Origin of the sequence: Pseudomonas sp. Irchel s3b2, from assembly GCF_900187445.1 — a bacterium.
GTDB lineage: Bacteria > Pseudomonadota > Gammaproteobacteria > Pseudomonadales > Pseudomonadaceae > Aquipseudomonas.
This window is the reverse complement of record NZ_FYEB01000026.1, coordinates 1-26,773: the sequence shown is the minus strand read 5'-3', so window position 1 is coordinate 26,773 and position 26,773 is coordinate 1. Positions and strand designations below refer to the sequence as shown.

The window sequence follows — 26,773 nt, the reverse complement described above, 5'->3', positions numbered from 1 at the left end:
AAAGCATACGCGGCCCCAAAATTGCCAAGCCCAAGGAATGGCTGGAGGGAAAGGCTGCCAATGCTCATGTGTCGACCGACCGGGTGCTTAAGGCCCATAAAGGGAAAACACCTTGAAAGGGCTGGCTTTTACAGCGAGTCACTTTCGAAAAGCGCGAAAGTAACCAAAGCGCTTTTGCCCCTTTCGTTCGGTGGCTCGCCCAGGCTCGCCGTGCCCTCGCTCCGGTCCTGCTCCGTGGGCCCGCCGCCATCGGCCATCCATGGCCGGAGGCGGCTAACCCGGCATTCATGCCGGGTTGCCCACTGCGCAGAACCTCCACTCGGCCTCTCGAGGGGGCGACTACCGCAAAAGCACCTCGAGGCGGCCTACCGGTCGACCTGTCTCTTCAAACGTACGCATTCCCCTGTGGGAGCGAGCAGGCTCGCTCCCACAGGTTCAACGCCACTTTGGCTCTGGCTGTTGATCTTGCTTTGGCTTTGGCTTTGGCTTTGGCTTTTGATCTTGATCTGCCCCGTCGGAAGGCCGAGCGCAGGTTCTGCGCAGTGGGCACCGCGGCAAGGATGCCGCGGTAGCCGCCCCCGGCCATGGATGGCCGATGGCGGCGGGCCCACGGAGCAGGACCGGAGCGAGGGCATGCCGAGCCTCGGCGAGGCACCGGACGTCAGGGGCCAAAGCGTTTTGGTTACTTTGGCGCTTTTCCAAAGTGACCCGCCGTAAGGGCGGAACCCTAAGCGGCCATTACCGCAGGAATGGATATGTACCCCGACCAAAAACACAGCCCGGCTAACCGGCCGCCAACCCCTTCCCCGCCCGCTCCAGATTGCGCCACAACCAAACAGGCAACACATCAGGATCCAGACTGTCGATCAGATTCTTCAGCGCCAGCCCCAACTCCGTATCCCCCTCAATCACCAAACGCCGGCGAAAGAACAGCGTATCCGGATCTTCCTGACGACTCGCCAGCAATAAAAACTCACGCCAGTTGCCGCTGATCGTCACATGCGCCGTGGCGTGCTGGGCAATCCGCAACCCTTCACAGCTAAGGGTCAGATACCAGGACAACCCCAGATCCGGAATCCGCAAACACAACCAACGCCCACGCAAAACCTCGAACTCACCATCGCGCAACGGCCCGGCGAGGCAGCGATTCAGCGCCTGCTGCAACGCCAGACGCTGCACGGCAAAAGGCACCCGGCGCACCAGCGGCAATATCCGGTCGGCACCTTTCAACAGCCACTTTTTTCGATTCAACACAGGCCGACCTCCTCAACACGCAGCATGCCGGCCTGGCCATGCCAATAACCATTGCACCCTTCGACGAACAGCGGCGGTGTCTCGCCCAGACGAACCCGTTGATAGGCGGCGACCACCTCGGCCATGCCCTGAGCGCGAGGACTCAATCGCAGCAAATCGGCACCGCAGGCCACCAGCCCGGAGTAATCGGCCAGCAAATTGGTCACCTCGGCCGACATCGTTTGAATACCGTTGATGGTGAACAGCGCCTGCCCTTCCTGGCTGGTCAGCGCCAGGCCGTCGGGGTAGTTGATGCAGCAAAACTGGCAGTCGTCCTTGGGTCGGTTTTCCGCCCGAGCCGTAAAGCAGCGGGCGGAATAGGCCAACGGCAAATGCCCATAGGCGAAGATTTCAACTTCAGGCACTGCACGGCCCAGTTCGCGCACCTGCCCAATCACATCACCAATCAGCGCCGCCGAACATTCCACGGGCGGCACCCAGCGGGTCATGCCGCTGTCGAGCAGTTGCGCCAGCGCATGACCGTTGTACAGATTGAGGGCCGGGCCGCCCACGAACGGCAACTTGCGCTCGGCCAGGAACTGCACCGCGCCCATGTCGTTGGCTTCCACCAGCAATTGGCCGTTGTCGCACAGCCGGCGCAGTCTGGAGAGCTCGGATGCTGCTTCGATCAGCGTCAGGCTGGAAAGCACCAGTTGGGCCTGGCTGCATTCCTGCAACTCACGGCCCAACCCCAGCCATTGATCCAATGAAAAGGCCCGGCGTTTCGAGCACACTGTTTCCCCCAGATAAATCACATCCAGGGGCAGGGTCGACATCTCGGCGTAAAAATTGCTGAGTTGCTCTTTGTCCCAATAAAACAGGACCGGTCCCAGGCTGAGTTTCATGTCCAATCCCTCATTGCCATGATCGATGATAAGCACCCAGAGTGGTCTGGCTGCCTTCGGACAAACCGGCCAACACCTGACGCCATTCCTCCTTGACCCGAAAACTGCCCGGCGCACCACGATGGGCATCCAGTGCCGCGCGCCAGACACGGGTGACTTGTTCGACATAGGCCGGGCTGCGTTGGCGGCCCTCGATCTTCACGGCTTCGACGCCGATGGCCGTCAGTTCCGGCAGCAAGTCCAGGGTGTCGAGGCTGGTGGGCTCTTCCAGCGCATGAAAGCGTTTACCGCCGACCAGGAAGCGGCCCTTGCACAAGGTCGGGTAACCGGCCGGTTCGTCAGGGGTGTAGCGATCGATCAGCACTTCGCTGAGGCGTGCGCTCAAGCCTTCGGCATCCTCGCTCCAGCGCACCGCCTTGGCCGGCGAACAGACACCGCACAGGTTCGGCGACTCGCCGGTAATGTAGGAAGACAGATGGCAACGCCCTTCGGCCATGATGCATAAGCTGCCGAAGCCAAAGACTTCGATGGGCACCGGGCTGCTGGCAGCGACCTGACGTACTTGCGCCAACGACAACACCCGTGGCAGCACCGCGCGACGAATACCGTAGCGCTGCGCATAAAACTCCAGCGCCGCGGCATGGGTCGCCGAACCCTGGACGGACAGGTGCAACGCCAGTTGCGGGTGACGCTGACTGGCGTAGTTGAGCACTCCGGGATCCGCGGCGATCAGCGCATCGACACCGAAATCGGCGGCACGATCCACCGCTCGCTGCCAACGCTCCCAGCCCTTGGGTTGCGGGTACGTGTTGACCGCGACGTAGAGTTTGCGTTGATGTTGGCGAATGTGGGCGACCGCGGCGTCGAACTGTTTGTCGTCCATGTTCAGCCCCGCGAAATGCCGGGCGTTGGTGTCATCGCGAAAGCCGACATAGACGGCATCGGCGCCTTGGCGCACCGCCGCTTTAAGCGCAGGCAGATTCCCTGCCGGGCAGACCAGTTGCATGGGTAATCCTCATCAAAAAGCGTAGTCCGGGACCTAATCAGTCATGGTTGGAATGCGCTTGTGGCGAGCGAGCTTGTTCCGGACGGCGTTCCGACGCTGGACTGCGCAGCAGGCCTAAATAACAGGGCCGCTTCGCGACCCAGCGGGAGCAAGCTCCCTCGCCACACAGTCTAGCGAGACCGGCAGGCACGGCCTTGACGGCAATCAATTGCCATCAATGCATCAGGTCGGCGAAGGACAGGAACATCACGTTGTCGTGCTTGAGCACTTGCTGCTCGCACTCGATCACCGCCAGCCCATCGGCCCAGCACGCGGCGGTCAACATGGCCGAGCTTTGCTGAGGGTGCAGTTCCACGCTCAACTGGCCGTCGGCGCCGGGCGTCAATCTGGCCCGCAGGTACTGCCGACGCTTGTTACGCTGCAACCAGTCGAACCCGGCGGGCACGGCCAACGGCACCGGCAGCACGTCAGTCACGCCCTGGGCCCTGAGCAGGAACGGACGCACCACCACCAACGCCGTAATCAATGCCGCCGAAGGATTTCCCGGCATGCCGATCCAGGGTTTGCCGGCCACTTCACCAAAGGCCAGTGGCTTGCCCGGCTGGATGGCCAGCCGCCAGAAATCGACGTTGCCCAGTTCCTCGATCGCCTGTTTGAGGTGATCTTCCTCGCCCACCGACACGCCACCGGAACTCAATAGCAAATCGCATTCCGAGGACGCCAGGCTCAAGGCGTGCCGGCTGGCCGCCAACTCATCGACCATGACGCCATAGTCGTGCACCTCGACGCCCCAGCCGCGCAACAACGCAGCGAGGCAATACCGGTTGCTGTTGTAAATCTGCCCCGGCGCCAAAGGATCGCCCGGCTCACGCAGTTCATTACCGCTGCTGAGCAGGCACACCTGCAACGGCCGATAGACCTCGACCCGGGCGATACCAGCGCCGGCCAGCAACCCCAACTCTTGTGCGCGCAGGCGTTTGCCGGCCTTGAGCAGCAGATCCCCGCAGCGAACTTCCTCACCCTCCTTGCGCACATGGTCACCAACGGATACAGGCGGGAACCAGACGCGCTCGCCTTCGACCCGACAGCGCTCTTGCGGCACCACGGTATCGGCACCCGGTGGCAATGGCGCGCCGGTAAATATCTGCATCGTTTGCTGCGCGAGCAAGGGCGAGCAGGCTTGATCCCCCGCCGCAATGCGCCCGCCAATCAATAAACAGCCACCCGCCTGAGGCAGATCAGCCGCCCTAAGGGCATAACCGTCCATGGCACTGTTGTCCCAGGGTGGCAGGTTCACCGGGGAATGAATGTCCGCCGCCATCACCCGCCCCATGGCTTGATCCAGACGAACCAATTGCGCCAAGGGCGGCGGCGGTGCCTGGTCCAGCAGACGGCTGATGGCCTCGTCCACGGGCATCAGGTTGCCGAGGTCACACACCCGCCCGGTCATGAGCGTGTCCCGCAGGCGTCGATGACCCGCTGCGCTTGCGGTTTCAAATGCGGGGCGAAATTGCACGGGCCGGTGCGACTGTCCAGTTGTTCGAGCAGAATCTTGTTCCAGGCCGTCCGGCAGGCACCCGGCGAACCTGGGACACAGCACACCAGTACGCCGTTACTCATCCCGGCCAGTGCCCGGGACTGCAGGCTGGACATGCCGATCTCCTCCAGAGACACCTGGCGGAACAATTCGCCGAAGCCTTCCACATGTTTGTCCAGCAATGGCAGCACCGCTTGCGGTGTGTTGTCGCGAGCGGTGAAACCGGTGCCGCCGGTCATCAAAACCACCTGCACCTTGGGGTCGGCGATCCACCGGGAAACGGTTGCGCGGATCTGATAAATGTCGTCCTTGACCAGATCGCGATCGATCAACACATGCCCGGCTGTTTGCAGCAAATCCGTCAGGGTCTGTCCCGACGTGTCGGTGTCAAAGGTGCGCGTATCGCTGATGGTCAGTACGGCGATGTTCAGGGGTTCAAACGTGCGTTGCGCCAGATGGGCCATATCCAAGCCTTCCCGTGAATGAGGGTATAGGACAAAGCCTGAACTGGAATGCCCGGTGAGCCTATTCCTCCAAGGAGGTACCTCGTCGGGGACATAAGAAGATTGTGTCGGGCACACAAAACCTGTGGGAGCGAGCCTGCCCGCTCCCACATTGTTCTCCATCGCTGCGCGTTCTGCGGGCTCAAGGCGCCAAGCGATTTCGTTGCCATACACCATCGCGCAACCGGTAATCGAGTCGATCATGCAAGCGGTCAGCCCGCCCCTGCCAGAACTCCAGACGTTCAGGGCGCAGGCAGTAGCCGCCCCAATGTTCGGGGCGCGACACGGTCTGGCCAACGAAGCGCTTGATGGTTTCAGCCAGCATGGATTCCAGCGCTGCGCGACTGGTCAGCGGGCGGCTTTGCGGTGAAGCCCAGGCCCCCAGGCGACTGGCCATGGAACGAGAATCGAAGTACGCATCCGACAACGCCGGATCGAGCCTGGACACCTGCCCTTCGATACGCACCTGACGCTCCAGCCCCGGCCAGAAGAACGTCATGGCGGCATAGGGATTGGCGGCCAGTTGCTGACCCTTATCGCTCTGGTAATTACCAAAGAACGTAAACCCTTCGTCGCTCAACCCCTTGAGCAGCAGAACCCGACAGTGCGGCCGTCCTTCAGGGTCGACCGTCGCCAGCACCATGCTATTGGCCTCGACAGGTGCGCACTCGGTGTCGCGGGCCTGTTGCAGCCACTGCCGGAACATCGCCAGCGGATCGTCCAGTGCCGCCTCATCTTGCAGACCATTGAGGGTGTAGTTGCGGCGCATTTGAGCCAGGGAAAGCGGCATGACGGTGATCTCCGGAAGGTTTTACGCAGTGTGCGAGGCACTGCGCAAAGCCACCTTGACCGCCATCAACACTGTCGCCTACTTGAGACGCAGACGCCGCGCCAGTTTGTGCAGGTTGCTGGGATCGACTTCCAGAATCCGCGCGGCGCTGGCCCAGTTTTCCCCGGACAGGCTCAGGGCCTCGAGGATTTTCTTGCGCTGGTAATCGTCGACGGCTTCGCCCAAGGGCTGGAACGGCAGATCAGCCGTAACGTCCGGGGATGGCTCGATCACCGATCCCGGGGCCGTCATCGCGCTGTCGAGATCGAGAATCTCAGGCTCCAGCGTCATGATCAACGCGCGACTCGTCCCACGACTGAGCTGCTTCAACGCAGCCCGACTGATCACGTGTTCCAATTCGCGCACATTGCCCGGCCAGGTATAAAGCAGCAGCGCGCGTTCGGCCGCCGGCGACAGGCGCAAACCACGCAGGCCGAGCCGCGCCCGATTGAGTTCAAGGAAACGCCCGGCCAGCATCAACACATCGTTACCGCGCTCACGCAGTGGCGGAATCGGCACCGGATACACCGAGAGCCGGTGATACAGATCGGCGCGAAACAAGCCGTCGCGGATGCTGTCCGGCAGGTGCCGGTTGGTGGCGGCGATGATTCGCACATCAACATGCAACGGCTTGTCAGCGCCGAGGCGCTGGATCTCGCCGTTCTGCAGGGTGCGCAGCAACTTCGCTTGCACGCTCAACGGCAACTCCCCGACCTCATCGAGGAACAGCGTGCCACCGTTGGCGGCATCGAAGCGTCCGGCGCGGTCACTTGTGGCGCCGGAAAACGCACCTTTGACATGCCCGAACAACTCACTCTCTGCCAGCGACTCCGGCAAGGCGGCGCAGTTAACGTGTATCAGAGGCTTGTGGTGGCGCCTTGAAAGACGATGCAAGCGCCGGGCGAACAGCTCTTTGCCGACGCCGGTCTCGCCCAGCAGCAATACCGGCAGATCGGAATCGGCCAGTACATCCAGCTCATTGAGCAATTGATGCAACACCTCACTCTGCCCGAGGATCTCCCCCTCCTCGACCGGCATTCGCAAGTCCTGGGGATCGCTGCGGGACAGACGCAAGCTGCGGTTTTCCTGCTCGAGCCGGGTGACCCGCACAGCGGCTTCGATCTGCAAGGTGCAGCGCTTGAGCTCCTCCCGCGCGCGGCTGTCGAAGGTTCCGGCGTGCAGCGCATCGAGGGTGATCGCGCCCCAGATCCGCCCCTCGACATACAGGCTCACGCCCATGCAGTCATGCACCGGCAGCGGTTCGCCGACGTGGTTGTCGAGCAAGCCGTCATAGGGGTCCGGCAGGCGACTGTCGGGTTCGAACCAGGTCGGCTCGCGCGACGCCATGATTGCCGCCAGACGAGGGTGCTGGGCGATGACGAACCGGCGCCCCAACGCTTCATGAACCAGCCCCACCGTCGCCACGGGCCTGAGGCTGTCGTCATCCAGACGCAGCAAGCCCACGGCGCCACTGTTGAAATATTCGCGCAGGGTCTGGACCAATCGTTGCAACCGCACGGCATTGGGCAACTCGACGATCAGGTCGGCTGCCAGGCTTTCTCGCAGCATGGTAGTAATCACCCTCTATGGTTGGATTCACCCTAAAGCGTCAGGGTGCCTATCACCACAGCTAAAAAATAATCGATGTTTTTCAATCATTTAAATATGGCATGCCGGATGCAATGGATCAGGGGAACCGTTGAAACCCAAACAAGGAACCCTGATGAGCCAGCCCCTATTGGAACAAAGCCTCGGCCAACTGGCCTGCGACATTCCCGGTGCCACCCGGATCTTTCACACCTTCAAACTGGACTTCTGTTGCGGCGGGCATAAAAGCCTGCGTGAAGCGGCCCTTGGCAAAAACCTCGATCCGGTCCTCATTGCCGACGCCCTGCAGATTCTGCAAGACGCCGGCGAAACCCAGCACGACTGGCGCAACGAACCGTCGGAACTGCTGATCGCCCACCTTCTGGCGCGCTACCACGCTCGCCACCGCGAGCAACTGCCGGAACTGATCCGTCTGGCCCGCCGCGTCGAGCAGGTCCATGGCGCGCGCAGCAGCTGCCCCAACGGCCTGGCCGATCTCCTGACCGACATGCAGCAAGAGCTCGAGGGCCACATGCTCAAGGAAGAGCAAGTGCTGTTCCCGATGCTGCAACAAGGCATCGGTGCTCAAGCGGCTCCGCCGATCCAGGTGTTGCGCTTCGAACATGATCAACATGGCGAAGCGCTGGAGAAGATGCTTGCCCTGACCAATCACATCATCCCGCCTGCCGATGCTTGTAACACTTGGCGTGCGCTCTATCGCGGGCTGCTGGAATTCAAAGACGACCTGATGCAACACATCCATCTGGAGAACAACGTGCTGTTCATCAACGCCCTGAACCCTCGTCATTGATCGATTGCCTGTCACACCCAACCCGCGGCAGCCCATCGGTTGACGCGGGTTCTGTTTATCCGGAACTGCTTGTGATCAGCCATGCCAATAGAACATCGCCTTGGCCAGGATCACGATCAACACCATGTGCCCGAGGATGCTGCGGCGAATCCAGCTTGCGCGGGTCGCGGTCAGACGCCCGTGGGTCAGCCAATAAGCCAACAGCAAGTAATGACCAATGATGCTCAGGGCCAACAGGATTTTCAGGCTCAGCAACGTACCAAAACTGCTGGCCAGCGGCTGACTCAATGCGCCCCGGTACTGCCACGCCAAACCGATGCCGGCGCCATACAACAGCAACACCACGCCGTGCAGGACCTTACGCGAACGCAGTGCAATCGCCTGATCCGCCGTCGCTTGCGCAATATCCGTCAACGGCTGGCGCGCGCGATGCCAGATGACCACCTCGAAAAACAGCGTGCCGATGAACGCAATCGCTGCCAGCAAATGCGTGACCAGTAAAAAGGGATACATCAGCGCCTGCCTCTGTCAGTTCGCGTACTCATCCCGGATGACCGTCGACCCGGGTCCGCAGCAGCATCGGCCCATAGCGCCAGGCGTACAGCGCAAACGCCAACGTCCAGCACAGACCGGCCAACCACAACGCCGGCAAGGGAAAGAACTCGACCAACACGACCCGGCTCAGGCACGCCAGGTTGAGCAAGATGAACGCCAGGGTCATGCCCGACGGCGGCTCCAATGCGCGGCCGGTGTGGCCCAAGCTGACGCGCGCGATCATCGCCAGCACCAGGCCGCCCATGGCCCCGATGGTCAGGCAATGCACCGCCAGACTCGGATTGATCGGCGCGCCGAAATGCCACAGCGCCATCCCGAGACATGCCACCGCCAACCAGCCATAAGCCAGGTGCAGCGACCACAGCAACGGTACGTGCCAGAGTGCCCGGTCATGCCAGCGCACCAGTCGCACCAGATGTCCCGCAGCCAGCCCCGCGAACAGCAGGCCCACCCAGACATTGGGGTTGAGCGCAGGTCCTGCGGCATATAACAACGCCACCAGCGGCGAACCTACCAACAGCAGTCGATCCAGCCAGGGCCAGGCGGCAACGCCTTCAACCCGACCAAGGCCACGCTGGGTGAAGAACGGAATCACCCGCCCGCCGATCAACCCCATCATCGCCGCCACCAGCCAAATGCCGGTCAGCACACCCTGGTGCTGCCAGCCTTCATGTCCCTCGACCAAACCGTACAGGGACAACCCGTCGGCCACGGCCAACAACAGCAGAACCACCACAATCGCGTAGTTACGTTTCTGCCGCACCTTCCACAAGGTGAAGCCCATGAGCACCGCCACCGCCAACGGGAACGCCAGTTCCAGCACTGCGAGCAACGGCCACGGCACATTGGCCAACCAGGCCACTCGCGCCAATAACCACAGCAGCGCCAGAGCGGCCAATGGTTTGCCGCTGAGGCCGGGGCGACCAGTCCAGGTCTGCACGGCCGTCAGTAGAAAGCCCGCGATAATTGCCAAGCCGAACCCGAACAGCAATTCATGCCGATGCCAGCCCAGCCAACCGCCTGCCGGCTGCCAGTCGGAAATCGAACCACCAAAAGCCGCCAGCCACAGCGGAATGGCCAGCACCGCCAACAGGCAGCCGGTGAGGAAAAACGGCCGAAAGGCCAGCCGTAACAACGGTGGGATCGCCATCGCTTTACGGCGGTCAAGCACTTGCATAAAGCCACTCCTCTACCTGTTTGCTGACCTGGCGCCAACCCGCACGCGCCGAGGTAAATCCAGGGGGCAATCATCGGGTATTACCGATCCATTGCCTTTGTCACAGATCAAGTGTGCAAGGGACGTGCCCCTATGCCGAGCGCACGCCCTTTGTGGCGAGGGAGCTTGCTCCCGCTCGGGTGCGCAGCAGCCGTAAACCGGCTGACGCGTTGTATCTGGAGGATAGCGATGGCCGATGTTTGGGAGTGCTTCGCACTCCAGCGGGAGCAAGCTCCCTCGCCACAAGGTGCTCCCGACCGGGGTACAAATGACCCTTTGATGGTCATTTAAACCATAAACATCACGGTATTTTTTACCCTGATCGCTAACACCCCCAATAAACAAGGCCCTCCGAGCCTGGCCCGCGTCTTGCTCTGCATGGGCAACCTTTCAGAAATCCTGGATCCCTCTCGATTACCCGGAGTCGTCATGAAAAAAGTCATCCAGCCACTGGCCTGGTTTGTTGTGCTGACCTCAATCCTGGCCCTGGCCAGCGGCGTCTCCCTGGGTCTCGTCTGACCTGATCCCCCTCTCAATCTTCAGGATGAATTCTCATGGTGCTTCATCGCGTCCATCACCAGATTCTGCGCAGTCATCACTTGTTCGAGCCGTTGAACGAAGAACAGCTGGATGAACTGATGAGTACCAGCCACTTGCTGAGCATCGACAAGGGCGAGCCGTTGTTTCGTCAGGGTGAGCCGGCCGATTCGTTCTATTTCATCATTGCCGGCGCGGTGAAGATCTACCGGCTGACACCCGATGGGCAGGAGAAAGTGTTCGAGGTCATCAGCGATCGGCAAACCTTCGCCGAGGCGATGATGCTGATGGATACCCCGAACTATGTGGCCTCGGCCGAAGCCATCTGCCCCACCCAGCTCTACCGGATATCCAACAGCACCTACATGCACCTGCTGCAGAGCAACAGCCGGCTGACTTTTGCGCTGCTGGGCAAGCTCTGTGTTCGCTTGCATCAACGGGTCAACGAAATCGAAACCCTGTCGCTGAAAAACGCCACCCACCGGGTCGTGCGTTATTTGCTGACGCAACTGGTGCGCCAGCAAACCGTAGACAGCCAATTTGAACTGCCGATGGCCAAGCAACTGATTGCCGGGCATCTGTCGATCCAGCCAGAAACCTTTTCGCGAATCATCCGCCGCTTGATCGATGAAAACATCATCACTCAGGACGGCCGTCAGATCGCCATTCTTGATCGTCTGCGCCTGGAACAGTTCGAGTGAGCGCCATGCCCGTCTGCCTGTATTGCCAACATGCCAACCCACCACAAAAAGTCGAATGCCGCCAATGCGGTATGCCCCTGCCGGCACTGGCGGCACATGCAGCGCAACGTCGGTTGCGCCGATTCAAGTGGTTCTGCATCGGCCTGACAATCTTCTGCGTGACGATGTTTTTCTGGCTGCCGCGCAGCATCAGCTGATGCTGCGTTGATCAACCCGGGGTTCAAGGTTGAGTCAGCTGCCGGTACAACTGCGGCAAGCGCAGCGGTAACTGCTCAGGCTGACGGATCAAGGTGTAGCCATTGGTGCCAAACATGTACGGCAGGTAATCCCCGGCCTCGCGATCAATCGTGATGCAGAACGGCGTCAACCCCTGGCGCCGCGCCTCCAGCACCGCCTCGCGGGTGTCTTCAACACCGTAGCGTCCTTCGTACAGATCCAGATCATTCGGTTTGCCATCCGTGAGCAGCAGCAACAGTTTGCTGCGCCGCTTGCTCGTACCCAATAGTTGCGTGGCCTGGCGAATGGCGGCTCCCATGCGCGTGTAATACCCTGGTTTGAGACCTTGAATGCGACCTCGGGTGGTGTCGTCATAGCGCTGGGTGAACGCCTTGAGTTCCTGCATGCGCACTTGCTGACGACGCAGCGAGGAAAACCCGTACAGGGCGAAATCATCACCCAGCACCGACAAGGTTTCGCCGAACAGCAGCAGGCTGTCGCGGATGACATCGATGACGCGGTGCTCATCGTTCAGGTGGGCGTCGGTGGACATCGACACGTCGGCCAGCAACAGGCAGGCCAGGTCGCGGCGGGTCTGCCGCTGCTCCATGAACAGACCGCGTTCGGCACACTGGCCATGCTCGCGCTCAACGTGAAAATCCAGCCAGGCCTGCATGTCCAGCTCAGAGCCCTGGGGTTGCTGGCGTAACCATTGACGATCATTACGCAGGTGCTCGAACTGGCGCCGCAAGCGGTGCGCCGAGGCCTTTAACCGTAATGGCAGCGGCTGTGCTTCACAGTCGCGGGGCACCATCATTTGCAGATTGACGAAGCTGTCCTGCATTTGTTGTTTGCGGTAGTCCCACTCCGGCAACTTAATGCCCTCGCCGAGGGGAATATCGTCGACATCGGCCGGTGGCAAATCCAGGTGCAGCTTGAGACCGCCGCCCTTGCGCAGACGGGTGCGCGACAGCGTCAGTTCATCCAGGTCGTCGGCGACTCGGGCGGCGTCCGGGTCCTCGCTGTCGTCCGACCAGCGATCCAGGTCGACGTGCTCGGTCCAGCTGAACAGGTTCTCCAGACGCACCACCAACAGCCCGCCATCGCGGGTACTGTCATCAATGCGTTTGGCGCGCTTGCGTCCACCTTTCTGCTCACCGGGAGCGGTGGTCAGCGACTCTTCGGATTCATCGCCCAGATCGGCAGCCTGCGGGCTGGCGAGGTTTTGCGGCGGGTACAACCACAGCGGCAGCGGCCACGCGGCCCGTTCGCTGCGCGGGAAATGTTCGACACTGCCGGGCTCGCGCAACGCCTGACATAACGCCCGCTCCAAAGCGGCTTCGCTAGCGTTCAATGAGGCGGGATCGGGGCGCAATTGCAAATGGGCATCGACCAGTCGTTTGTAACGAGTACGCAGCGCGGGATAGCGTCGCAGCAGCTGTTGCGTCCAGCGCTGATTATCCCGCCCCCAGTGGCGCATCTGCCCGGCTTGTGCCGCCAGCAACGCGAGCCAGCGATAGAGCTCCTCGTTCAGTGCGACTTCAGGGAAGACCGCCAGGCTCGATGGCAGCCGCAAATTACTCGCGTCACACCACGCCAACGGCACTTGCTTGCAGGTACCAGCGATCTGCTGCAACACGTTGCGCCGCAGCAGCAGATCGCGATCGCTGGCCGCTTCCACACCGATGCCATTGGCACCGCCCATGGCACGAAACAACAGCGCCAGCGGGCGTTGCTGACTGGCCAGTTCAACCCGTGCTTCAGGGAAGTCCGGGCTGGCACGCCGAGTGATGAAACGATGCCAGACACTGCCAACCCACTCTTCCAGTTCGACGGTAAACGCCATGATGCTTGCCCTTCCTGGAAACCAAAAAAACGGCCCGCTGTATCAGCCGGGCCGACCTTTTCTAGCCATTGCACTCGTTCATGAAGGTACAACCGCAGCCGGGGCGCGCAAGGCGGCGCGGCTACGCTGCTTGAAGCTGAACAGGTAACACACGAGCCCGGCGAAGAACCCGAGACCGGCGCCCAGACGCGCCCAGAACAGCACCTGCAGATGTTCGACCGTGGCCATGAATGGCAACGCAATCCCGTCGGCCTGCCAGCGTTGCAGGTAAACCTGGACGACACCGGCAGCGGTGAGGAACAGCGTGATCATCACCATCGACAGGGTCATCAACCAGAAGCCCCAGATTTCGTAGGTTTGCGAACGCTCGTCAGCGGCTTCACCCAGCCCGCGCAAACGCGGCATGGCATAGCTGATCAAGGTCATCACGATCATCGCGTAAGCACCGTAGAAGGCCAGGTGACCGTGCGCCGCCGTCAGTTGCGAACCATGGGTGTAGAAGTTGACCGGTGCCAGGGTGTGCAGAAAACCCCAGACGCCCGCACCGAAGAACGCGGTGACCGTGGTGCCCTTGGCCCACAGTGTGGCGGCGCGGTTCGGGTGTTGCCGGCGACGATTCTTCACCATGCTGAAGGCGAAGATCACCATGGCCAGGAACGGCAGCGGCTCAAGTGCGGAGAAGATCGAGCCGACCCACAACCAGACCTCAGGCGCACCGATCCAGAAGAAGTGGTGACCGGTGCCGATGATCCCGGTAATCAGCGCCATGGCGATGATCACGTAGAGCCATTTCTCCACGACTTCCCGGTCGACACCGGTGATCTTGATCAGTACGAAGGCGAGCATCGAACCCATGATCAGTTCCCACACGCCTTCTACCCAAAGATGCACCACCCACCACCAGTAGAACTTGTCACGGGCCAGGTTTCCGGGGTTGTAGAAGGAGAACAGGAAGAACACCGCGAGCCCGATCAGCCCGGTCATCATCACCATGCTGACGGTGGTCTTGCGACCTTTAAGCAGGGTCATGCCGATGTTGTAAAGGAAGCCCAGGCACACCACCACAATGCCCATCTTGGTGATGGTCGGCTGCTCAAGGAACTCCCGGCCCATGGTCGGCAACAACTCGTTGTGGGTCAGTTTGGCCAGGCCCGCATAGGGCACCAGCAGATAGCCGAGAATCGTCAGCACGCCCGCGGCGGCGAATACCCAGAACAGAATGATCGCCAACTTCGGACTGTGCAGTTCGCGGTCGGCCTCTTCCGGAATCAGGTAATAAGCGGCGCCCATGAAGCCGAACAGCAGCCAGACGATCAGCAGGTTGGTGTGCACCATCCGCGCCACGTTGAAGGGAATGATCGGGAACAGAAAGTCTCCCACCACGTATTGCACGCCCATGATCAAACCGAACAGCACCTGACCGAGAAACAGCATCAGGGCAAACACGAAGTACGGTTTGGCCACGGCTTGCGAGGCGAATTTCAGATGCGGATTAGCAATGCTCATCTCTTAGCCCTCCTTGTTTGGCGGCCAGCCATTGGTGTTGATGTTCGAGCTCCATTTGAGGAACTCGGCGATGTCATCCACCTCTTGCTCGCTCAACTTGAACTGCGGCATCGCTCGCCGACCCGGTACGCCCAGCGGCTGCATTTTCATCCAGGCATGTAGAAAGGGTTTGAAGCCCGCCTCCCCGCCGCGCCGCTGAAACACGTTGCCCAGCTCTGGCGCAAAGTAGGCGCCCTCGCCCAGTAATGTATGGCAGCCGATGCAGTTGTTTTGCTCCCAGACCGTCTTGCCGCGGATCACTGATTCGGTTAACTGCGCTTCATTGCTGCGCTCTGGAAAGGTCTGTTCCGTGTGATAGGTCAAGGCCAGGAATATCAGGAAGAAGAAGATGCTTCCCCCGAAGTAGATATTCCTGGCCATGCCTTTGGTGAAGGTCTCTGACATGGTCGCTTCCTCTTTGCTTGGCGTTCCCATGATAGAAAGCGAAGGGCTGAAAGCTGCTTGATGGCGATCAAGAAAGGCAGATGGTTTGGGTCGGGTATAGATCGTATGGCTGACAGAGATTGAATGTGGGAGCGGGCTTGCTCGCGAAGGCGGAGTGTCAGTCAACATGGATGTTGAATGTACCGTCCCCTTCGCGAGCAAGCCCGCTCCCACATTAGAATCGCGCGGTTTTACAGACTGTATTCCTTAGCCGATCGACACCAGCGTCAGCCCTACAACGGCTGCCAACACCACCGCCCAGCCCACCATCAACCGCCGCCACAATCGCGGGGCATCGCGCATTTCCATAAAGCCATCGGCAATCAGCCAGGCCTTGCCAACCGCCACCAGCAATATGGCCACCGACAGCGGCCACGTCGCGCCCGCCTGTGCCAGCACTACCGTGCACACGCTTAACGTGGCCAGCGCTGCCCAGCAGACGAGCAAAAACCTGGAAGCCGACATCAGAACCTCCGTCAATTCAGAACGTAGACCAGCGGAAACAGCACGACCCAGATCAGATCGACCATGTGCCAATACAGCACACCCGATTCAAGCCCGCTGCGGTTGGCGACGTTGTACAGGCCACGACGGCAGCGCTCGGCCAGCCATCCGAGAATGACCATGCCGAGCAGTACATGGAGAAAATGAAAACCGGTGAGGATCCAGTAGAGGGTGAAAAACGTGTTGTGCTCCATGCCCAGCCCCGAGGCCAGCAAGTGTCGGTATTCGGTAAGCTTCAACACCACGTAGACACTGGCGGCGAGCAACGCTGCCAGCAGGTAGACCGCGCCGTGGCGAGACCGAGAGCGCCTGACTTGCTCTTGAGCCAGTGCGGCAAACAGCCCAGCGGTGAGCAAACTGAGGGTCATCGCCAAACCGGTCGATGTGTTCAGCAACAGACGGCTTTCAGCGAACAGCTGTGGCTTGAGTGCCTGGGTCACGGCGAATACCAGAATAAGAATGGCGAACACCGACAGTTCGGCCAGAATGAAAAACCACATCGCCAGATCACCCGGCAAGTGACCCGGCGCAACGCGTCTGGCCTCAGCCGAAGTGGACATCAACCACGTCCATCAGCGCCGCAACCGTCAGCGGGTCATCACTGAGCGGCTCGGCCAGGCAGGCCATGCACGCCTCACGCGGGCTCATGCCGGACCCGATCATGCGCGCGGTAAAAATCAGCAACCGCGTCGAGGCGACCTCCTCCAGGTCATGTTGATCCAGCCGGCGCAGTGCCTGCCCCAGGCTGACCACTTGCGCCGCCAGCGCGCTGTCTACCTGCGCTTCCCGGGCGACAATGCGCTCTTCATCGGCCACCGGCGGATAGCCGAAACGCATCGCCACGAAGCGTTGGCGGGTGCTGGGTTTCATGCCTTTGAGCAGGTTCTGGTAGCCGGGGTTGTACGACACCACCAGCATGAATGACGGTGGCGCCTGCAGCACTTCGCCGGTGCGCTCCAGGAACAGCTCACGACGATCATCGGCCAATGGGTGCAGTACGACCACTGTGTCCTGGCGCGCTTCGACCACTTCGTCCAGATAACAAATGCCGCCTTCACGCACCGCGCGGGTCAGCGGCCCGTCTTGCCACCAGGTGCCTTGTGCACCGATCAAATGACGGCCAATCAAGTCGGCAGCGCTCAGATCGTCATGGCAAGCCACGGTGTACAGCGGCAATTTCAGCCGATGGGCCATGTGCTGGACGAAACGGGTCTTGCCACACCCCGTCGGGCCTTTGATCAGCACCGGCATGCCGTGTCGCCAGGCTTGCTCGAACAGCGCCTCCTCATTATTGAGCGGTTGATAGAAGGGTTCACAAGACTGGATTCGGTCCATGGGCTGTCTGTTCCAAAAGCGGATTCAAGCCACACGCTACGGGCCCCTGCGACAACCTGGCAAGTGACATGGTCGGCAAACTTGATCGCGGTCAAGCGAGCATTGGCCTGCTCGGGCATAGCCTTGCACGGCACTAAGAACCTGCGTTCTGCGCTGCCGTTTCAGCACATCGCAAAGGTCTTGCCTGAGGAGAAATGGAATGCTGATCAGCAATAGAAAAACGTTTGCTCTGACTGTCGCCACATTGTGTTCGGCGCTGGCCCTTGCGGTGACTCACGCGGCGAGAGCCAACGAGCCCGCTGCCGCTGCGGCCAGCCCGCTCATGGTCAAATCCGCCGGAGCGCCCGACATGAGCCAGGCCGAGTTCGACTCATCCAAGGAGATTTACTTCCAGCGCTGCGCCGGCTGCCACGGTGTTCTGCGCAAAGGCGCCACCGGCAAACCACTGACACCGGACATCACCCAGTCCCGTGGTCAACCGTTTCTGGAAGCGTTGATTACCTACGGTTCACCGGCGGGCATGCCGAACTGGGGAACGTCGAATGCGCTGACCAAGGATCAGATCACGTCAATGGCCAAGTTCATTCAGCACGCGCCGCCGACGCCGCCTGAATGGGGCATGGCCGAGACGCTGAAAACCTGGAAAGTGCTGGTCAAGCCCGAGGATCGTCCGAAGAAGCAACTGAGCAAACTCAACCTGCCGAACCTGTTTTCGGTGACGTTGCGCGATGACGGCAAGATTGCCTTGATCGACGGTGATAGCAAGAAAATCGTCAAGCTGATCGAGACTGGTTATGCGGTGCACATCTCGCGCATTTCTGCCTCCGGTCGCTACCTGTTGGTGATTGGTCGAGACGCGCGGATCGACATGATCGACCTGTGGCCGGTGGAGCCGACCAAGGTCGCCGAAGTCAAAGTGGGCATCGAGGCGCGATCGGTGGAGACCTCCAAGTTCAAGGGCTACGAAGACAAATACACCGTCGCCGGCTCCTATTGGCCGCCGCAATTCACCATCATGGATGGCGAAACCCTGGAGCCCAAACAGATCGTCTCGACCCGCGGCATGACTGTCGACAAACAGGAATATCACCCCGAACCCCGGGTCGCGGCGATCATCGCCTCCCATGAATGGCCGGAGTTCATCGTCAACGTCAAGGAAACCGGCAAGGTCATGCTGGTCAATTACCAGGACATCAAAAACCTCACCATCACCTACATCGATGCCGCGCCGTTTCTGCATGACGGCGGTTGGGACAGCACCCACCGCTACTTCATGACCGCCGCCAACAACTCCAACAAAGTCGCCGTGATCGACTCCAAAGATCGCAAGTTGGCAGCTTTGGTGGAGGTCGGTAAAACCCCTCACCCGGGGCGCGGCGCCAACTTCAACCATCCGACCTACGGCCCGGTCTGGGCCACCAGCCATCTGGGTGATGACGGCATTTCCTTGATCGGTACCGATCCGGTCAAATACCCGCAATACGCCTGGAAACAGGTCGCCTCACTCAAGGGCCAGGGCGGCGGATCGCTGTTCATCAAAACCCACCCTGACTCCCGTCACCTGTATGTCGACACCACCCTCAACCCGGACGCCAAGCTGAGCCAATCGGTGGCGGTGTTCAACATCGACAAACTCGATGCCGGCTACACCGTGCTGCCCATCGCCGAGTACGCCGGCATCAAGCAAGGCGCGATGCGGGTGGTGCAGCCGGAATACAACAAGGCCGGTGATGAGGTCTGGTTCTCCGTGTGGAGCGGTCAGTCAGAGGAGTCGGCGCTGGTGGTGATCGACGACAAAACGCTGAAGCTCAAATCAGTCATCAAGGACAAACGACTGATCACCCCCACCGGAAAATTCAACGTCTACAACACCCAACACGACATCTATTGAGCTCCATCAATGCAAGGAATCCCCATGAAAAATATTCTGTTTTCACTGTTCGCCCTGACCGCTGCGCTGAGCGTGCAACCGGCCATGGCCCAAGACGGTCAGGAGCTGTTCAAGAGCAAACCCTGCGCCGCCTGCCATTCCATCGACACCAAGCTGGTCGGCCCGGCGCTCAAGGATGTCGCGGCCAAGAACGCTGGCGTGGCCGGGGCCGTGGACACCCTGGCCAGCCACATCAAGAACGGCACGCAAGGCAACTGGGGCCCGATGCCAATGCCGGCCAACCCGGTGACGGATGAAGAAGCGAAGACACTTGCAACCTGGGTCCTGAGTCTCAAATAGCCAACTGGAGGGCGTCATGAAGGTTTATCGACACGCTGCGATTGTGGCGGCCCTCCTCCTCATTTGCGCAACCGCGGTTGCCGCGCCGGACGCCAAGCGTCAGGCACAACTCGAACATTTGCTGGCCCAGGACTGCGGCGCCTGCCATGGCCTGCACATGACCGGCGGGCTAGGTCCCGACCTGACCCGCGCAACACTGGCGGGCAAGTCCAGGGACGGCCTGATTGCCACCGTCACCCAAGGCCGCCCCGGCACCGCGATGCCCGGTTGGGCCCCGCTGCTCAGCCCGGACGACATCCGTTGGCTGGTCGATCTTCTTCTCCAGGGATATCCCGCACCATGATCCGTTCAACCCTGCTTTTAGCGGCGACCGGGCTGTTGTTATCCGCCTGCGCGCAGTCCCCGTTGCGTGGTACCGGCGATCTGGGCGTGGTGGTGGAGCGCGCCACCGGTAGCGTGCAAATCATCGAAAGCGACACCCGCACGGCACTGGCCCGACTCGAGGGTTTGGGCGATCTGTCCCATGCCTCGGTGGTGTTTTCCCGCGACCAGCGTTATGCCTATGTATTCGGTCGCGACGGCGGGCTGAGCAAAATCGACCTGCTGACCCAACGCATCGATCAACGGGTGATACAGGGCGGTAACAGCATCGGCGGTGCGATCAGTCAGGACGGCAAGCTCATCGCCGTGTCCAACTACGTGCCCGGCGGGGTCAAGGTCTTCGATGCTGAAACCCTGCAATTGGTGGCCGATATTCCGGCCACGCCCCTGGCCGATGGCAGCAAGCGCTCACGGGTGGTCGGCCTGGTCGACGCGCCCGGTCAGCGTTTTGTGTTCAGCCTGTTCGATACCGGCGAGATCTGGACCGCCGATTTCAGTCAGGGCAACACGCCACAGATCAGCCGTTTCACCGGCATCGGCCGGCAACCCTACGACGCGTTGGTGACCCCGGATGGTCGCTATTACATGGCGGGACTGTTCGGCGAAGACGGCATGGCGCAACTCGACCTCTGGCATCCGGAGCGCGGGGTGCAGCGAGTGCTCGGTGATTACGGACGCGGCCAGGCGAAACTGCCCGTCTACAAGATGCCGCATCTGGAAGGTTGGGCCGTTGCCGACAATCAGGCCTTTGTGCCCGCCGTCGGCCGTCACCAGGTGCTGGTGATGGATTCGCGCACGTGGAAGCAGACCGCTGTCATCCCGGTGGCCGGTCAACCGGTGTTCGTCACGTCGCGGCCGGACGGTCGGCAGCTGTGGGTCAATTTCGCCTACCCGGACAACGATCGGGTTCAAGTCATCGACAGCGAAACCCATGCCGTGGTCGCCGATCTGCGGCCAGGGCCGGCGGTGCTGCACATGGAATTCACCGCTCGCGGCGACCAGTTGTGGCTGTCGTTACGCGATGGCGATCAGGTTCAGGTCTGGGACCCGTACAGCCTGAAGCAGCTGAGCACCCTTCCCGCCACCGCGCCGAGCGGCATCTTCTTCAGCAGTCGCGCGCAAAAAATGGGCTATTGAAATGAACCTGGACCTGCTCAGCCGCCAACTGATCGACCGCTTCCAGCATGGCATGCCGCTGTGCGCGGAACCTTACAAAGAGATGGCGCGGATTCTCGGTTGTCGCGTGGGCCAGGTGATGGCTTGCCTGGAAGAAATGGATCGGGCCGGCACCCTCTCACGGATCGGCCCGGTGTTCGAACACAGCCGCGCCGGGGCCAGCACCCTCGCCGCCCTCGCCGTGCCCGCCGAACGCTTGCAACAGGTCGCCGAGCGCGTCAGCCAATATCCCGAGGTCAACCATAACTATGCACGGGAGCATTTCTACAACCTGTGGTTTGTGCTGACCGGCCCTGATCGCCAACACATCGAACGCGTTCTCGAACAACTTGAGAAAGACACCGGCCTCATGCCGCTGGATCTGCCGATGTTGACCGCTTACCGCATCGACCTCGGTTTTGCCCTGGGAGAAAGCTCATGACGCCGGGGTTGAGTCCCAAGCAGGCACTGGCGCTGCGTCGGCATCTGGAAGGTGGATTGCCGCTGGTATCACACCCCTACCAGGCCCTCGCCGAACGGATAGACGCCGACGAGAACCAGGTGCTCGCGCAAATGCATCAGTGGCACGAGCAAGGGCTGTTTCGCCGGGTCGGCCTGGTGCTCAACCATCGCGCGCTGGGTTTTACCGCCAACGCCATGCTGGTGCTGGATGTTCCGGACGCGCTGATCGACGAAGTCGGCCAGCGCCTGGGCCGGGCGCACGGCATCACCCTCTGCTACCAACGGCCGCGGCGTCTGCCGCAGTGGCGCTACAACCTGTTCTGCATGGTTCACGGGCGTCAACGCGCGCAGGTCGAGGCGCAGATCCAGACGTTGTTGGAAGAACACCTGCTGAGCGACCTGCCCCATCAACTGCTGTTCAGCACCCAAGCCTTCAAACAATGCGGCGGACGCTTTGCACCCCCGCCAACCGGAGCCCCCACCCATGGATGATCTCGACCGTCGGCTGATCAACCGCCTGCAACTGGGCCTGCCGCTGGTGCGCCACCCGTGGCAAGCACTGGCCGCCGAACTGGACAGCAGCAGCACCGAGCTGCTCGACCGCCTCCATGATTTGCTGGAAGACGGCATGCTCACGCGCTTCGGCCCGATGTTCGACATCGAACGCCTGGGCGGCGCCTTTACCCTCGCGGCGCTGGCGGTGCCGGAAGAGCGCTTCGAAGACGTCGCCGAGCAACTGCAGGGCCTGCCTGAAGTGGCGCACAACTACCGACGCGAACATGCCTGGAACATGTGGTTCGTGCTCGGCTGCCCGACCGAACAAGGTATCGCTGAGACCCTGCAGCACATCGAAAACCTGACCGGCCTGCCGCTGCTCAACTTGCCCAAAGAGGAGACCTACCATGTCGGTCTGTACTTCCCGGTTTGAAGACACCTTGGCGCACCGCCTGATCGAGCTGACCCAGGCCGGCCTGCCGCTGCTGGACGACCCGTGGGCCTGGCTCGCTGAACAGCTGGAGCTGAGCATCGAATCCACCCTGGACTTGCTCAAGCGTTTGCAGGCCGAGGGCGCCATCCGGCGCATCGCCGCCGTCCCCAACCACTATCGCCTCGGCTATCGCTACAACGGTATGACCGTTTGGGATGTGCGCGACACGGACATGCCGCGCCTTGGTGCGCTGATCGGTGCGCAGCCTTTTGTCAGCCACTGTTATCGACGCCCGCGACGACCCGCCTGGCGCTACAACCTGTTCGCCATGGTCCACGGCCGCAGCCGCGAGGAAATCGACAGCTACCGCGAACACCTGCGCTACCTGCTGGGCGACGCCTGCGCCGCCGACGAGATGCTGGTGAGCAGCCGCATCCTGAAGAAAACCGGTTTGCGGCTGCCGCTAATGCCACGCTGAACACGCGTTTGCTCAAGGAGATTTGCATGTTGAGGATCAGCCAATACCTGCGTGCCCTGACCGGCCCGGCGCCTGCCCCCAGAACCAGCCCACCGGGCAGCAACCGACCACCGGTGGTGATCTGGAATCTGCTCAGGCGCTGCAACCTGACCTGCAAACACTGCTACGCCACGTCCGCCGACAGCGTCTTTCGCGATGAACTGGATACACGCGCCGCAATGACTGTGATAGACGATCTGCACGATGCCGGCGTGAAGGTATTGATTCTTTCCGGCGGTGAACCCCTGCTGCGTGACGATCTGTTTGAGCTCAGCGCCTACGCCCGCACCAAGGGCTTTTTTGTGGCGTTGTCCACCAATGGCACGCTGATCACAGAGCAGAACATCACACAAATCCGCGCGGCGAATTTCGACTATGTCGGGATCAGCATCGATGGTCTGGAAGCTACCCATGATGCATTCCGCCAACTCAAGGGCAGTTTCGCCAGTTCCATGCGAGCGATCCGGCTCTGTCGTGAACAAGGCATTCGCGTCGGCCTACGCACTACCCTGACCCAAGAGAACCATCAACAACTGCCCCAATTACTGGCGCTGATGCGCGAGTACGACGTGCAGAAGTTTTATCTGTCACACCTCAACTACAGCGGTCGCGGCAAACGCAGCCGCCAGCTCGACGCCCGGCAGCAGATGAGCCGCGAGGCAATGACGCTGATTTTCGAACGGGCCTGGGAAGACATCCAACAAGGTCGCGACAGCGATTTTGTCAGCGGCAACAACGATGCCGATGCGATTCTCTTGCTGCAATGGGTGGGCCTGCGTCTACCCGAACATTACCCGCGCCTGGAACACATGCTCCGGGCCTGGGGCGGCAACGCCTCGGGCAGCGGCATCGCCAACATCGACAACACCGGCGAAGTGCACCCCGACACCTATTGGTGGCAGCACTCGGTGGGCAACGTCCGGCACACGCCATTTCGCACGCTCTGGCTGGATCGGCCGGACGCCTTGTTGCAGCAGCTGCGTGTGCATCCGCGCGCCGTCGGTGGCCGCTGTGGCCAATGCCGCTGGTTGCCCATCTGCAACGGCAATACCCGCACCCGCGCGTGGGCCGAAGGCGACCTCTGGGGCCAGGACCCCGGCTGCCATCTCAGCGATGAAGAAATCGGTATGCCGCCATTAATGACCATCCCTTGCGTCATGCACTGAAGCACCCGCCTGGCGAGCCATCTGGCAAAGGATGGGGCCGGCCCACCTGATGAAGAACCAAGGACGTCCCATGCACCCATCGATTGTTTTACCGGCCGCACTTGCGTCCCCGTTCAGACCGGGCGAAGTGGCCCTGGTCGGCGCGGGCCCCGGCGATCCACGCCTGCTGACCCTGCGTGCCTGGAGCCTGTTGATGCAGGCCGACGCCGTGGTTTACGACCGCCTGATCAGCCCCGAGCTGCTGACGTTGATCCCCCTCACCTGCGCCCGGCATTACGTCGGCAAGGCCAGCGGCTGCCACAGCCTGCCCCAGGAACAAATCAACGAACTGCTCGCCGACCTCGCCGATCGGGGGCAACGCGTGGTCCGGCTCAAGGGCGGCGACCCGTTCATCTTCGGCCGTGGTGCCGAGGAGCTGGAGTATCTGCTGCAGCGCAATATTGACTGCCAGGTAGTCCCGGGCATTACCGCCGCTTCCGGGTGCAGCGCTTACGCCGGCATTCCGCTGACCCACCGGGACCTAGTCAACTCCTGTCGTTTCATTACCGGGCATTTGCAGCGCGATGGTGAGTTGCAATTACCCTGGAGCAGCCTCGCCGACAGCAGCCAGACGTTGGTGTTTTACATGGGGTTATCGAATCTCGGAATGATCGCCCAGCGCTTGATCGAAGCCGGAATGGCCGCCGATACACCGGCGGCGCTGATCAGCAATGGCACACGTCCCGACCAGCACGTCGCCCGAGGCAAGTTGCACCAGCTGCCGACCCTGGCGCTGGATTGCCCACCGGGCATTCCGACGCTGACAGTGATCGGCAAAGTGGTCGATCTGTTCGCTACCCAACAGCAAGAATACCCGGCGCGCTTTTACTCCGCTCCCGTGTTGCAACGCCACGGTAAGGTGGCGATATGAGGCGCATGCTGCTTGCCCCATTGCTATGGATCGGTGCGGCCCATGCCGGTGCAACGGTTCCATCCTCCGACGCGGCTGCCGACCTCTACCGACAACACTGCCAGAGCTGCCATGGCGCCAACCGTTTTGGCGGTACGGGGCCGGCCTTGCTGCCGGAGAGTCTGAGCCGGATCAAACCCGATGAAATCCGCAGCGTCATCCAGAACGGCCGTCCCGCGAGTCAGATGACCGGGTATGCCAACGTGTTCAGTCCGGCACAGATCGACGCCCTGGTGGATTACCTTCAGCAACCACCCGCCACTCCACCCACCTGGAATAACGACGACATTCGCGGCAGTCATTCCATTCTCGCCGATATCAGCAAACTGCCCGACACGCCCCAGCATGGCGCCGATCCGCTGAACCTGTTTGTGGTGGTGGAAGCCGGCGACCATCACATCAACATCCTCGACGGCGATCGTTTCGACGTGCTGGCGCGGTTTGTTTCACACTTTGCGGTGCATGGCGGACCGAAGTTCTCGCCGGATGGGCGCTTCGTCTACGTCGCCTCACGCGATGGCTGGGTCAGCCTGTACGACTTGCACAACCTGAAGCTGATCGCCGAGGTCCGCGCCGGGCTCAATACCCGCAACCTGGCGGTGAGCAAGGATGGCCGCTGGGTGCTGGTGGGTAATTATTTGCCGGGCAATCTGGTGGTGCTCGATGCCCGCGATCTGTCACTGGTCAAAACCATCCCCGCAATCGGCCAGGACGGCACCGCGTCACGGGTCAGCGCGGTCTACACCGCTCCGCCACGAGACAGTTTCATCGTGGCGCTCAAGGATGTGAAGGAAGTCTGGGAGTTGTCGAGCGCCGGTACACCGGACTTCGTACCACGACGCATCCAGGCCGAGGATGTGCTGGACGACTTTTCCTTTTCACCGGACTACAAGCAACTGCTGGCCACGTCGCGCAAGGCCAAGGGCGGTCAGGTGATCGACCTCGACAGTGGCAAGGTGGTCACCGACATACCGCTGCCGGGCATGCCGCATCTTGGGTCCGGGACCTACTGGAAACGTAACGGTGAGTGGGTGTTCGCCACGCCGAACATCAGCAAGGGGCTGATCTCGGTCATCGATTTCAAGACCTGGAAACTGATCAAGGAAATTCCGACCTTGGGGCCGGGCTTTTTCATGCGCAGTCACGTCAATTCGCGGTATGCCTGGACCGACGTGTTCTTCGGGCCCGACAACGATGCGATCCACCTGATCGACAAACAGACTCTGGAAATCGCCCACACCTTGCGCCCGATGCCTGGCAAGACGGCCGCCCACGTTGAGTTCACTCGCGATGGCCGCTACTTGTTGCTGAGCGTCTGGGCCAGCGATGGCGCGCTGATTGTGTATGACAGCAATACGCTTGAGGAGATCAAGCGACTGCCGATGAACAAGCCGTCGGGCAAATATAACGTGGGGAACAAGATTGAGTTTGTGGAGGGGACTTCGCATTAGGGTTTGGGTTTGGGTTTGGGTTTGGGTTTGGGTTTGGGTTTGGGTTTGGGTGTATATCCGTTTCTGCGGTAACGGCTGCTATTGGTTCCGCTCTTACAGCCAGCCCTTTCAAGGTCTTCGTTTAGAATCCCCCCAAAACTCCAGTCAGGGTGACGAAAACGATGTGGGCAGAAGTTCTAGCGCGGTTTGAAAAAAAGGCACCGGCCAGTGTCATGGTCAAGTTG

29 protein-coding genes are annotated in these 26,773 nt (G+C 61.1%); 14 read left to right on the top strand and 15 right to left on the bottom strand.

All coding sequences use genetic code 11. From position 1 onward, the window contains the following. Positions 1-783: 783 nt before the first annotated feature. From CKW20_RS28775 to norR, 7 genes are all read right to left on the bottom strand, one after another. Positions 784-1,254, bottom strand: a complete 471-nt coding sequence (locus CKW20_RS28775) for an SCP2 domain-containing protein (RefSeq protein WP_095055907.1) — start codon at positions 1,252-1,254, stop codon at positions 784-786. Beyond that, positions 1,248-2,138 (bottom strand): U32 family peptidase, encoded by an 891-nt coding sequence (locus CKW20_RS28770; protein ID WP_095055906.1) that lies wholly within the window; start codon positions 2,136-2,138, stop codon positions 1,248-1,250. The genes CKW20_RS28775 and CKW20_RS28770 overlap by 7 nt, the downstream gene beginning before the upstream one ends. 10 nt (positions 2,139-2,148) lie before the next feature. Continuing rightward, positions 2,149-3,144: a peptidase U32 family protein gene (locus CKW20_RS28765; RefSeq protein ID WP_052964423.1), complete on the bottom strand. Its 996-nt coding sequence runs from the start codon at positions 3,142-3,144 to the stop codon at positions 2,149-2,151. Positions 3,145-3,358: 214 nt separating this feature from the next. Continuing rightward, the gene (gene glp / locus CKW20_RS28760) at positions 3,359-4,594 is read right to left on the bottom strand and encodes a gephyrin-like molybdotransferase Glp (RefSeq protein WP_095055905.1); all 1,236 of its coding nucleotides are present in this window, start codon (positions 4,592-4,594) and stop codon (positions 3,359-3,361) included. Next, complete coding sequence (gene moaB, locus CKW20_RS28755) at positions 4,591-5,145, bottom strand: molybdenum cofactor biosynthesis protein B (RefSeq protein ID WP_038982823.1); 555 nt, start codon at positions 5,143-5,145, stop codon at positions 4,591-4,593. Before moaB ends, glp begins: the two co-directional genes overlap by 4 nt. A 181-nt stretch (positions 5,146-5,326) precedes the next feature. Beyond that, positions 5,327-5,974 (bottom strand): pyridoxamine 5'-phosphate oxidase, encoded by a 648-nt coding sequence (gene pdxH / locus CKW20_RS28750; protein ID WP_095055904.1) that lies wholly within the window; start codon positions 5,972-5,974, stop codon positions 5,327-5,329. A 78-nt stretch (positions 5,975-6,052) separates the two neighbouring features. Next, complete coding sequence (gene norR, locus CKW20_RS28745; RefSeq protein WP_095055903.1) at positions 6,053-7,582, bottom strand: nitric oxide reductase transcriptional regulator NorR; 1,530 nt, start codon at positions 7,580-7,582, stop codon at positions 6,053-6,055. A gap of 154 nt (positions 7,583-7,736) precedes the next feature. On the opposite strand from norR, the gene ytfE reads away from it, so the two are divergent. Next, entirely contained in the window at positions 7,737-8,411 is a 675-nt protein-coding gene (ytfE, locus tag CKW20_RS28740; RefSeq protein ID WP_095055902.1) for an iron-sulfur cluster repair protein YtfE, read from the top strand. Between the two features lie 75 nt (positions 8,412-8,486). Here ytfE and CKW20_RS28735 read toward each other — a convergent pair whose 3' ends face one another. Next, complete coding sequence (locus CKW20_RS28735) at positions 8,487-8,924, bottom strand: hypothetical protein (protein ID WP_095055901.1); 438 nt, start codon at positions 8,922-8,924, stop codon at positions 8,487-8,489. Between the two features lie 28 nt (positions 8,925-8,952). Next, complete coding sequence (locus CKW20_RS28730; RefSeq protein ID WP_095055900.1) at positions 8,953-10,143, bottom strand: NnrS family protein; 1,191 nt, start codon at positions 10,141-10,143, stop codon at positions 8,953-8,955. 593 nt (positions 10,144-10,736) lie between these two features. On the opposite strand from CKW20_RS28730, the gene CKW20_RS28725 reads away from it, so the two are divergent. Both CKW20_RS28725 and CKW20_RS28720 read left to right on the top strand, forming a co-directional pair. Beyond that, complete coding sequence (locus tag CKW20_RS28725) at positions 10,737-11,420, top strand: Crp/Fnr family transcriptional regulator (RefSeq protein WP_095055899.1); 684 nt, start codon at positions 10,737-10,739, stop codon at positions 11,418-11,420. After that, complete coding sequence (locus CKW20_RS28720) at positions 11,417-11,617, top strand: protein DnrP (protein ID WP_095055898.1); 201 nt, start codon at positions 11,417-11,419, stop codon at positions 11,615-11,617. Before CKW20_RS28725 ends, CKW20_RS28720 begins: the two co-directional genes overlap by 4 nt. Before the next feature lie 23 nt (positions 11,618-11,640). On the opposite strand, the gene CKW20_RS28715 is transcribed toward CKW20_RS28720, so the two are convergent. The 6 genes from CKW20_RS28715 to CKW20_RS28690 form a co-directional block, all read right to left on the bottom strand. Next, positions 11,641-13,482: a nitric oxide reductase activation protein NorD gene (locus CKW20_RS28715; RefSeq protein WP_095055897.1), complete on the bottom strand. Its 1,842-nt coding sequence runs from the start codon at positions 13,480-13,482 to the stop codon at positions 11,641-11,643. 78 nt (positions 13,483-13,560) lie between these two features. Then, entirely contained in the window at positions 13,561-14,988 is a 1,428-nt protein-coding gene (locus CKW20_RS28710; RefSeq protein ID WP_095055896.1) for a cbb3-type cytochrome c oxidase subunit I, read from the bottom strand. 3 nt (positions 14,989-14,991) lie between these two features. After that, entirely contained in the window at positions 14,992-15,432 is a 441-nt protein-coding gene (locus CKW20_RS28705; protein ID WP_038982840.1) for a cytochrome c, read from the bottom strand. 246 nt (positions 15,433-15,678) lie between these two features. Continuing rightward, the gene (locus tag CKW20_RS28700) at positions 15,679-15,936 is read right to left on the bottom strand and encodes a cytochrome C oxidase subunit IV family protein (protein WP_095055895.1); all 258 of its coding nucleotides are present in this window, start codon (positions 15,934-15,936) and stop codon (positions 15,679-15,681) included. An 11-nt stretch (positions 15,937-15,947) separates the two neighbouring features. Next, on the bottom strand, positions 15,948-16,535 hold the full coding sequence (locus CKW20_RS28695; RefSeq protein WP_095055894.1) for a cytochrome c oxidase subunit 3: 588 nt from the start codon (positions 16,533-16,535) through the stop codon (positions 15,948-15,950). Then, positions 16,519-17,310, bottom strand: coding sequence for a CbbQ/NirQ/NorQ/GpvN family protein (locus tag CKW20_RS28690; protein ID WP_095055893.1), 792 nt, complete (start codon positions 17,308-17,310; stop codon positions 16,519-16,521). The genes CKW20_RS28695 and CKW20_RS28690 overlap by 17 nt, the downstream gene beginning before the upstream one ends. Before the next feature lie 199 nt (positions 17,311-17,509). On the opposite strand from CKW20_RS28690, the gene CKW20_RS28685 reads away from it, so the two are divergent. From CKW20_RS28685 to CKW20_RS28635, 11 genes are all read left to right on the top strand, one after another. Next, on the top strand, positions 17,510-19,201 hold the full coding sequence (locus CKW20_RS28685; protein WP_030130710.1) for a nitrite reductase: 1,692 nt from the start codon (positions 17,510-17,512) through the stop codon (positions 19,199-19,201). A gap of 24 nt (positions 19,202-19,225) precedes the next feature. Next, positions 19,226-19,540 carry a c-type cytochrome gene (locus CKW20_RS28680; RefSeq protein ID WP_052964437.1) on the top strand — a complete coding sequence of 105 codons (315 nt, stop codon included), beginning with the start codon at positions 19,226-19,228 and terminating at the stop codon, positions 19,538-19,540. A 16-nt stretch (positions 19,541-19,556) separates the two neighbouring features. After that, positions 19,557-19,883, top strand: coding sequence for a cytochrome c (locus CKW20_RS28675; protein WP_095055892.1), 327 nt, complete (start codon positions 19,557-19,559; stop codon positions 19,881-19,883). Further along, positions 19,880-21,058 (top strand): cytochrome D1 domain-containing protein, encoded by a 1,179-nt coding sequence (locus tag CKW20_RS28670; protein WP_095055891.1) that lies wholly within the window; start codon positions 19,880-19,882, stop codon positions 21,056-21,058. Before CKW20_RS28675 ends, CKW20_RS28670 begins: the two co-directional genes overlap by 4 nt. Position 21,059: 1 nt before the next feature. Beyond that, a complete protein-coding gene (locus CKW20_RS28665; protein ID WP_095055890.1) occupies positions 21,060-21,518 on the top strand; it encodes an Lrp/AsnC family transcriptional regulator in 459 nt (152 codons plus the stop codon). Next, entirely contained in the window at positions 21,515-22,030 is a 516-nt protein-coding gene (locus CKW20_RS28660; protein ID WP_095055889.1) for an Lrp/AsnC family transcriptional regulator, read from the top strand. Before CKW20_RS28665 ends, CKW20_RS28660 begins: the two co-directional genes overlap by 4 nt. After that, the gene (locus CKW20_RS28655) at positions 22,023-22,466 is read left to right on the top strand and encodes an Lrp/AsnC family transcriptional regulator (protein WP_095055888.1); all 444 of its coding nucleotides are present in this window, start codon (positions 22,023-22,025) and stop codon (positions 22,464-22,466) included. Before CKW20_RS28660 ends, CKW20_RS28655 begins: the two co-directional genes overlap by 8 nt. Next, on the top strand, positions 22,441-22,944 hold the full coding sequence (locus CKW20_RS28650) for an Lrp/AsnC family transcriptional regulator (protein WP_095055887.1): 504 nt from the start codon (positions 22,441-22,443) through the stop codon (positions 22,942-22,944). Before CKW20_RS28655 ends, CKW20_RS28650 begins: the two co-directional genes overlap by 26 nt. Before the next feature lie 26 nt (positions 22,945-22,970). After that, positions 22,971-24,149: a heme d1 biosynthesis radical SAM protein NirJ gene (gene nirJ, locus CKW20_RS28645; protein WP_095055886.1), complete on the top strand. Its 1,179-nt coding sequence runs from the start codon at positions 22,971-22,973 to the stop codon at positions 24,147-24,149. Positions 24,150-24,219: 70 nt separating this feature from the next. Then, on the top strand, positions 24,220-25,059 hold the full coding sequence (gene cobA / locus CKW20_RS28640; protein WP_095055885.1) for a uroporphyrinogen-III C-methyltransferase: 840 nt from the start codon (positions 24,220-24,222) through the stop codon (positions 25,057-25,059). Further along, complete coding sequence (locus CKW20_RS28635; RefSeq protein WP_095055884.1) at positions 25,056-26,549, top strand: nitrite reductase; 1,494 nt, start codon at positions 25,056-25,058, stop codon at positions 26,547-26,549. Before cobA ends, CKW20_RS28635 begins: the two co-directional genes overlap by 4 nt. Positions 26,550-26,773: the final 224 nt, after the last annotated feature.

Excerpts from the sequence above, each read along its gene's own strand:
- CKW20_RS28770 (WP_095055906.1), bottom strand. The coding sequence starts at position 2,138 with ATGAAACTCAGCCTGGGACCGGTCCTGTTTTATTGGGACAAAGAGCAA.
- CKW20_RS28765 (WP_052964423.1), bottom strand. The coding sequence starts at position 3,144 with ATGCAACTGGTCTGCCCGGCAGGGAATCTGCCTGCGCTTAAAGCGGCG.
- glp (WP_095055905.1), bottom strand. The coding sequence starts at position 4,594 with ATGACCGGGCGGGTGTGTGACCTCGGCAACCTGATGCCCGTGGACGAG.
- moaB (WP_038982823.1), bottom strand. The coding sequence starts at position 5,145 with ATGGCCCATCTGGCGCAACGCACGTTTGAACCCCTGAACATCGCCGTA.
- pdxH (WP_095055904.1), bottom strand. The coding sequence starts at position 5,974 with ATGCCGCTTTCCCTGGCTCAAATGCGCCGCAACTACACCCTCAATGGT.
- norR (WP_095055903.1), bottom strand. The coding sequence starts at position 7,582 with ATGCTGCGAGAAAGCCTGGCAGCCGACCTGATCGTCGAGTTGCCCAAT.
- ytfE (WP_095055902.1), top strand. The coding sequence starts at position 7,737 with ATGAGCCAGCCCCTATTGGAACAAAGCCTCGGCCAACTGGCCTGCGAC.
- CKW20_RS28735 (WP_095055901.1), bottom strand. The coding sequence starts at position 8,924 with ATGTATCCCTTTTTACTGGTCACGCATTTGCTGGCAGCGATTGCGTTC.
- CKW20_RS28730 (WP_095055900.1), bottom strand. The coding sequence starts at position 10,143 with ATGCAAGTGCTTGACCGCCGTAAAGCGATGGCGATCCCACCGTTGTTA.
- CKW20_RS28725 (WP_095055899.1), top strand. The coding sequence starts at position 10,737 with ATGGTGCTTCATCGCGTCCATCACCAGATTCTGCGCAGTCATCACTTG.
- CKW20_RS28715 (WP_095055897.1), bottom strand. The coding sequence starts at position 13,482 with ATGGCGTTTACCGTCGAACTGGAAGAGTGGGTTGGCAGTGTCTGGCAT.
- CKW20_RS28710 (WP_095055896.1), bottom strand. The coding sequence starts at position 14,988 with ATGAGCATTGCTAATCCGCATCTGAAATTCGCCTCGCAAGCCGTGGCC.
- CKW20_RS28705 (WP_038982840.1), bottom strand. The coding sequence starts at position 15,432 with ATGTCAGAGACCTTCACCAAAGGCATGGCCAGGAATATCTACTTCGGG.
- CKW20_RS28700 (WP_095055895.1), bottom strand. The coding sequence starts at position 15,936 with ATGTCGGCTTCCAGGTTTTTGCTCGTCTGCTGGGCAGCGCTGGCCACG.
- CKW20_RS28695 (WP_095055894.1), bottom strand. The coding sequence starts at position 16,535 with ATGTCCACTTCGGCTGAGGCCAGACGCGTTGCGCCGGGTCACTTGCCG.
- CKW20_RS28690 (WP_095055893.1), bottom strand. The coding sequence starts at position 17,310 with ATGGACCGAATCCAGTCTTGTGAACCCTTCTATCAACCGCTCAATAAT.
- CKW20_RS28685 (WP_030130710.1), top strand. The coding sequence starts at position 17,510 with ATGCTGATCAGCAATAGAAAAACGTTTGCTCTGACTGTCGCCACATTG.
- CKW20_RS28680 (WP_052964437.1), top strand. The coding sequence starts at position 19,226 with ATGAAAAATATTCTGTTTTCACTGTTCGCCCTGACCGCTGCGCTGAGC.
- CKW20_RS28675 (WP_095055892.1), top strand. The coding sequence starts at position 19,557 with ATGAAGGTTTATCGACACGCTGCGATTGTGGCGGCCCTCCTCCTCATT.
- CKW20_RS28670 (WP_095055891.1), top strand. The coding sequence starts at position 19,880 with ATGATCCGTTCAACCCTGCTTTTAGCGGCGACCGGGCTGTTGTTATCC.
- CKW20_RS28665 (WP_095055890.1), top strand. The coding sequence starts at position 21,060 with ATGAACCTGGACCTGCTCAGCCGCCAACTGATCGACCGCTTCCAGCAT.
- CKW20_RS28660 (WP_095055889.1), top strand. The coding sequence starts at position 21,515 with ATGACGCCGGGGTTGAGTCCCAAGCAGGCACTGGCGCTGCGTCGGCAT.
- CKW20_RS28655 (WP_095055888.1), top strand. The coding sequence starts at position 22,023 with ATGGATGATCTCGACCGTCGGCTGATCAACCGCCTGCAACTGGGCCTG.
- CKW20_RS28650 (WP_095055887.1), top strand. The coding sequence starts at position 22,441 with ATGTCGGTCTGTACTTCCCGGTTTGAAGACACCTTGGCGCACCGCCTG.
- nirJ (WP_095055886.1), top strand. The coding sequence starts at position 22,971 with ATGTTGAGGATCAGCCAATACCTGCGTGCCCTGACCGGCCCGGCGCCT.
- cobA (WP_095055885.1), top strand. The coding sequence starts at position 24,220 with ATGCACCCATCGATTGTTTTACCGGCCGCACTTGCGTCCCCGTTCAGA.
- CKW20_RS28635 (WP_095055884.1), top strand. The coding sequence starts at position 25,056 with ATGAGGCGCATGCTGCTTGCCCCATTGCTATGGATCGGTGCGGCCCAT.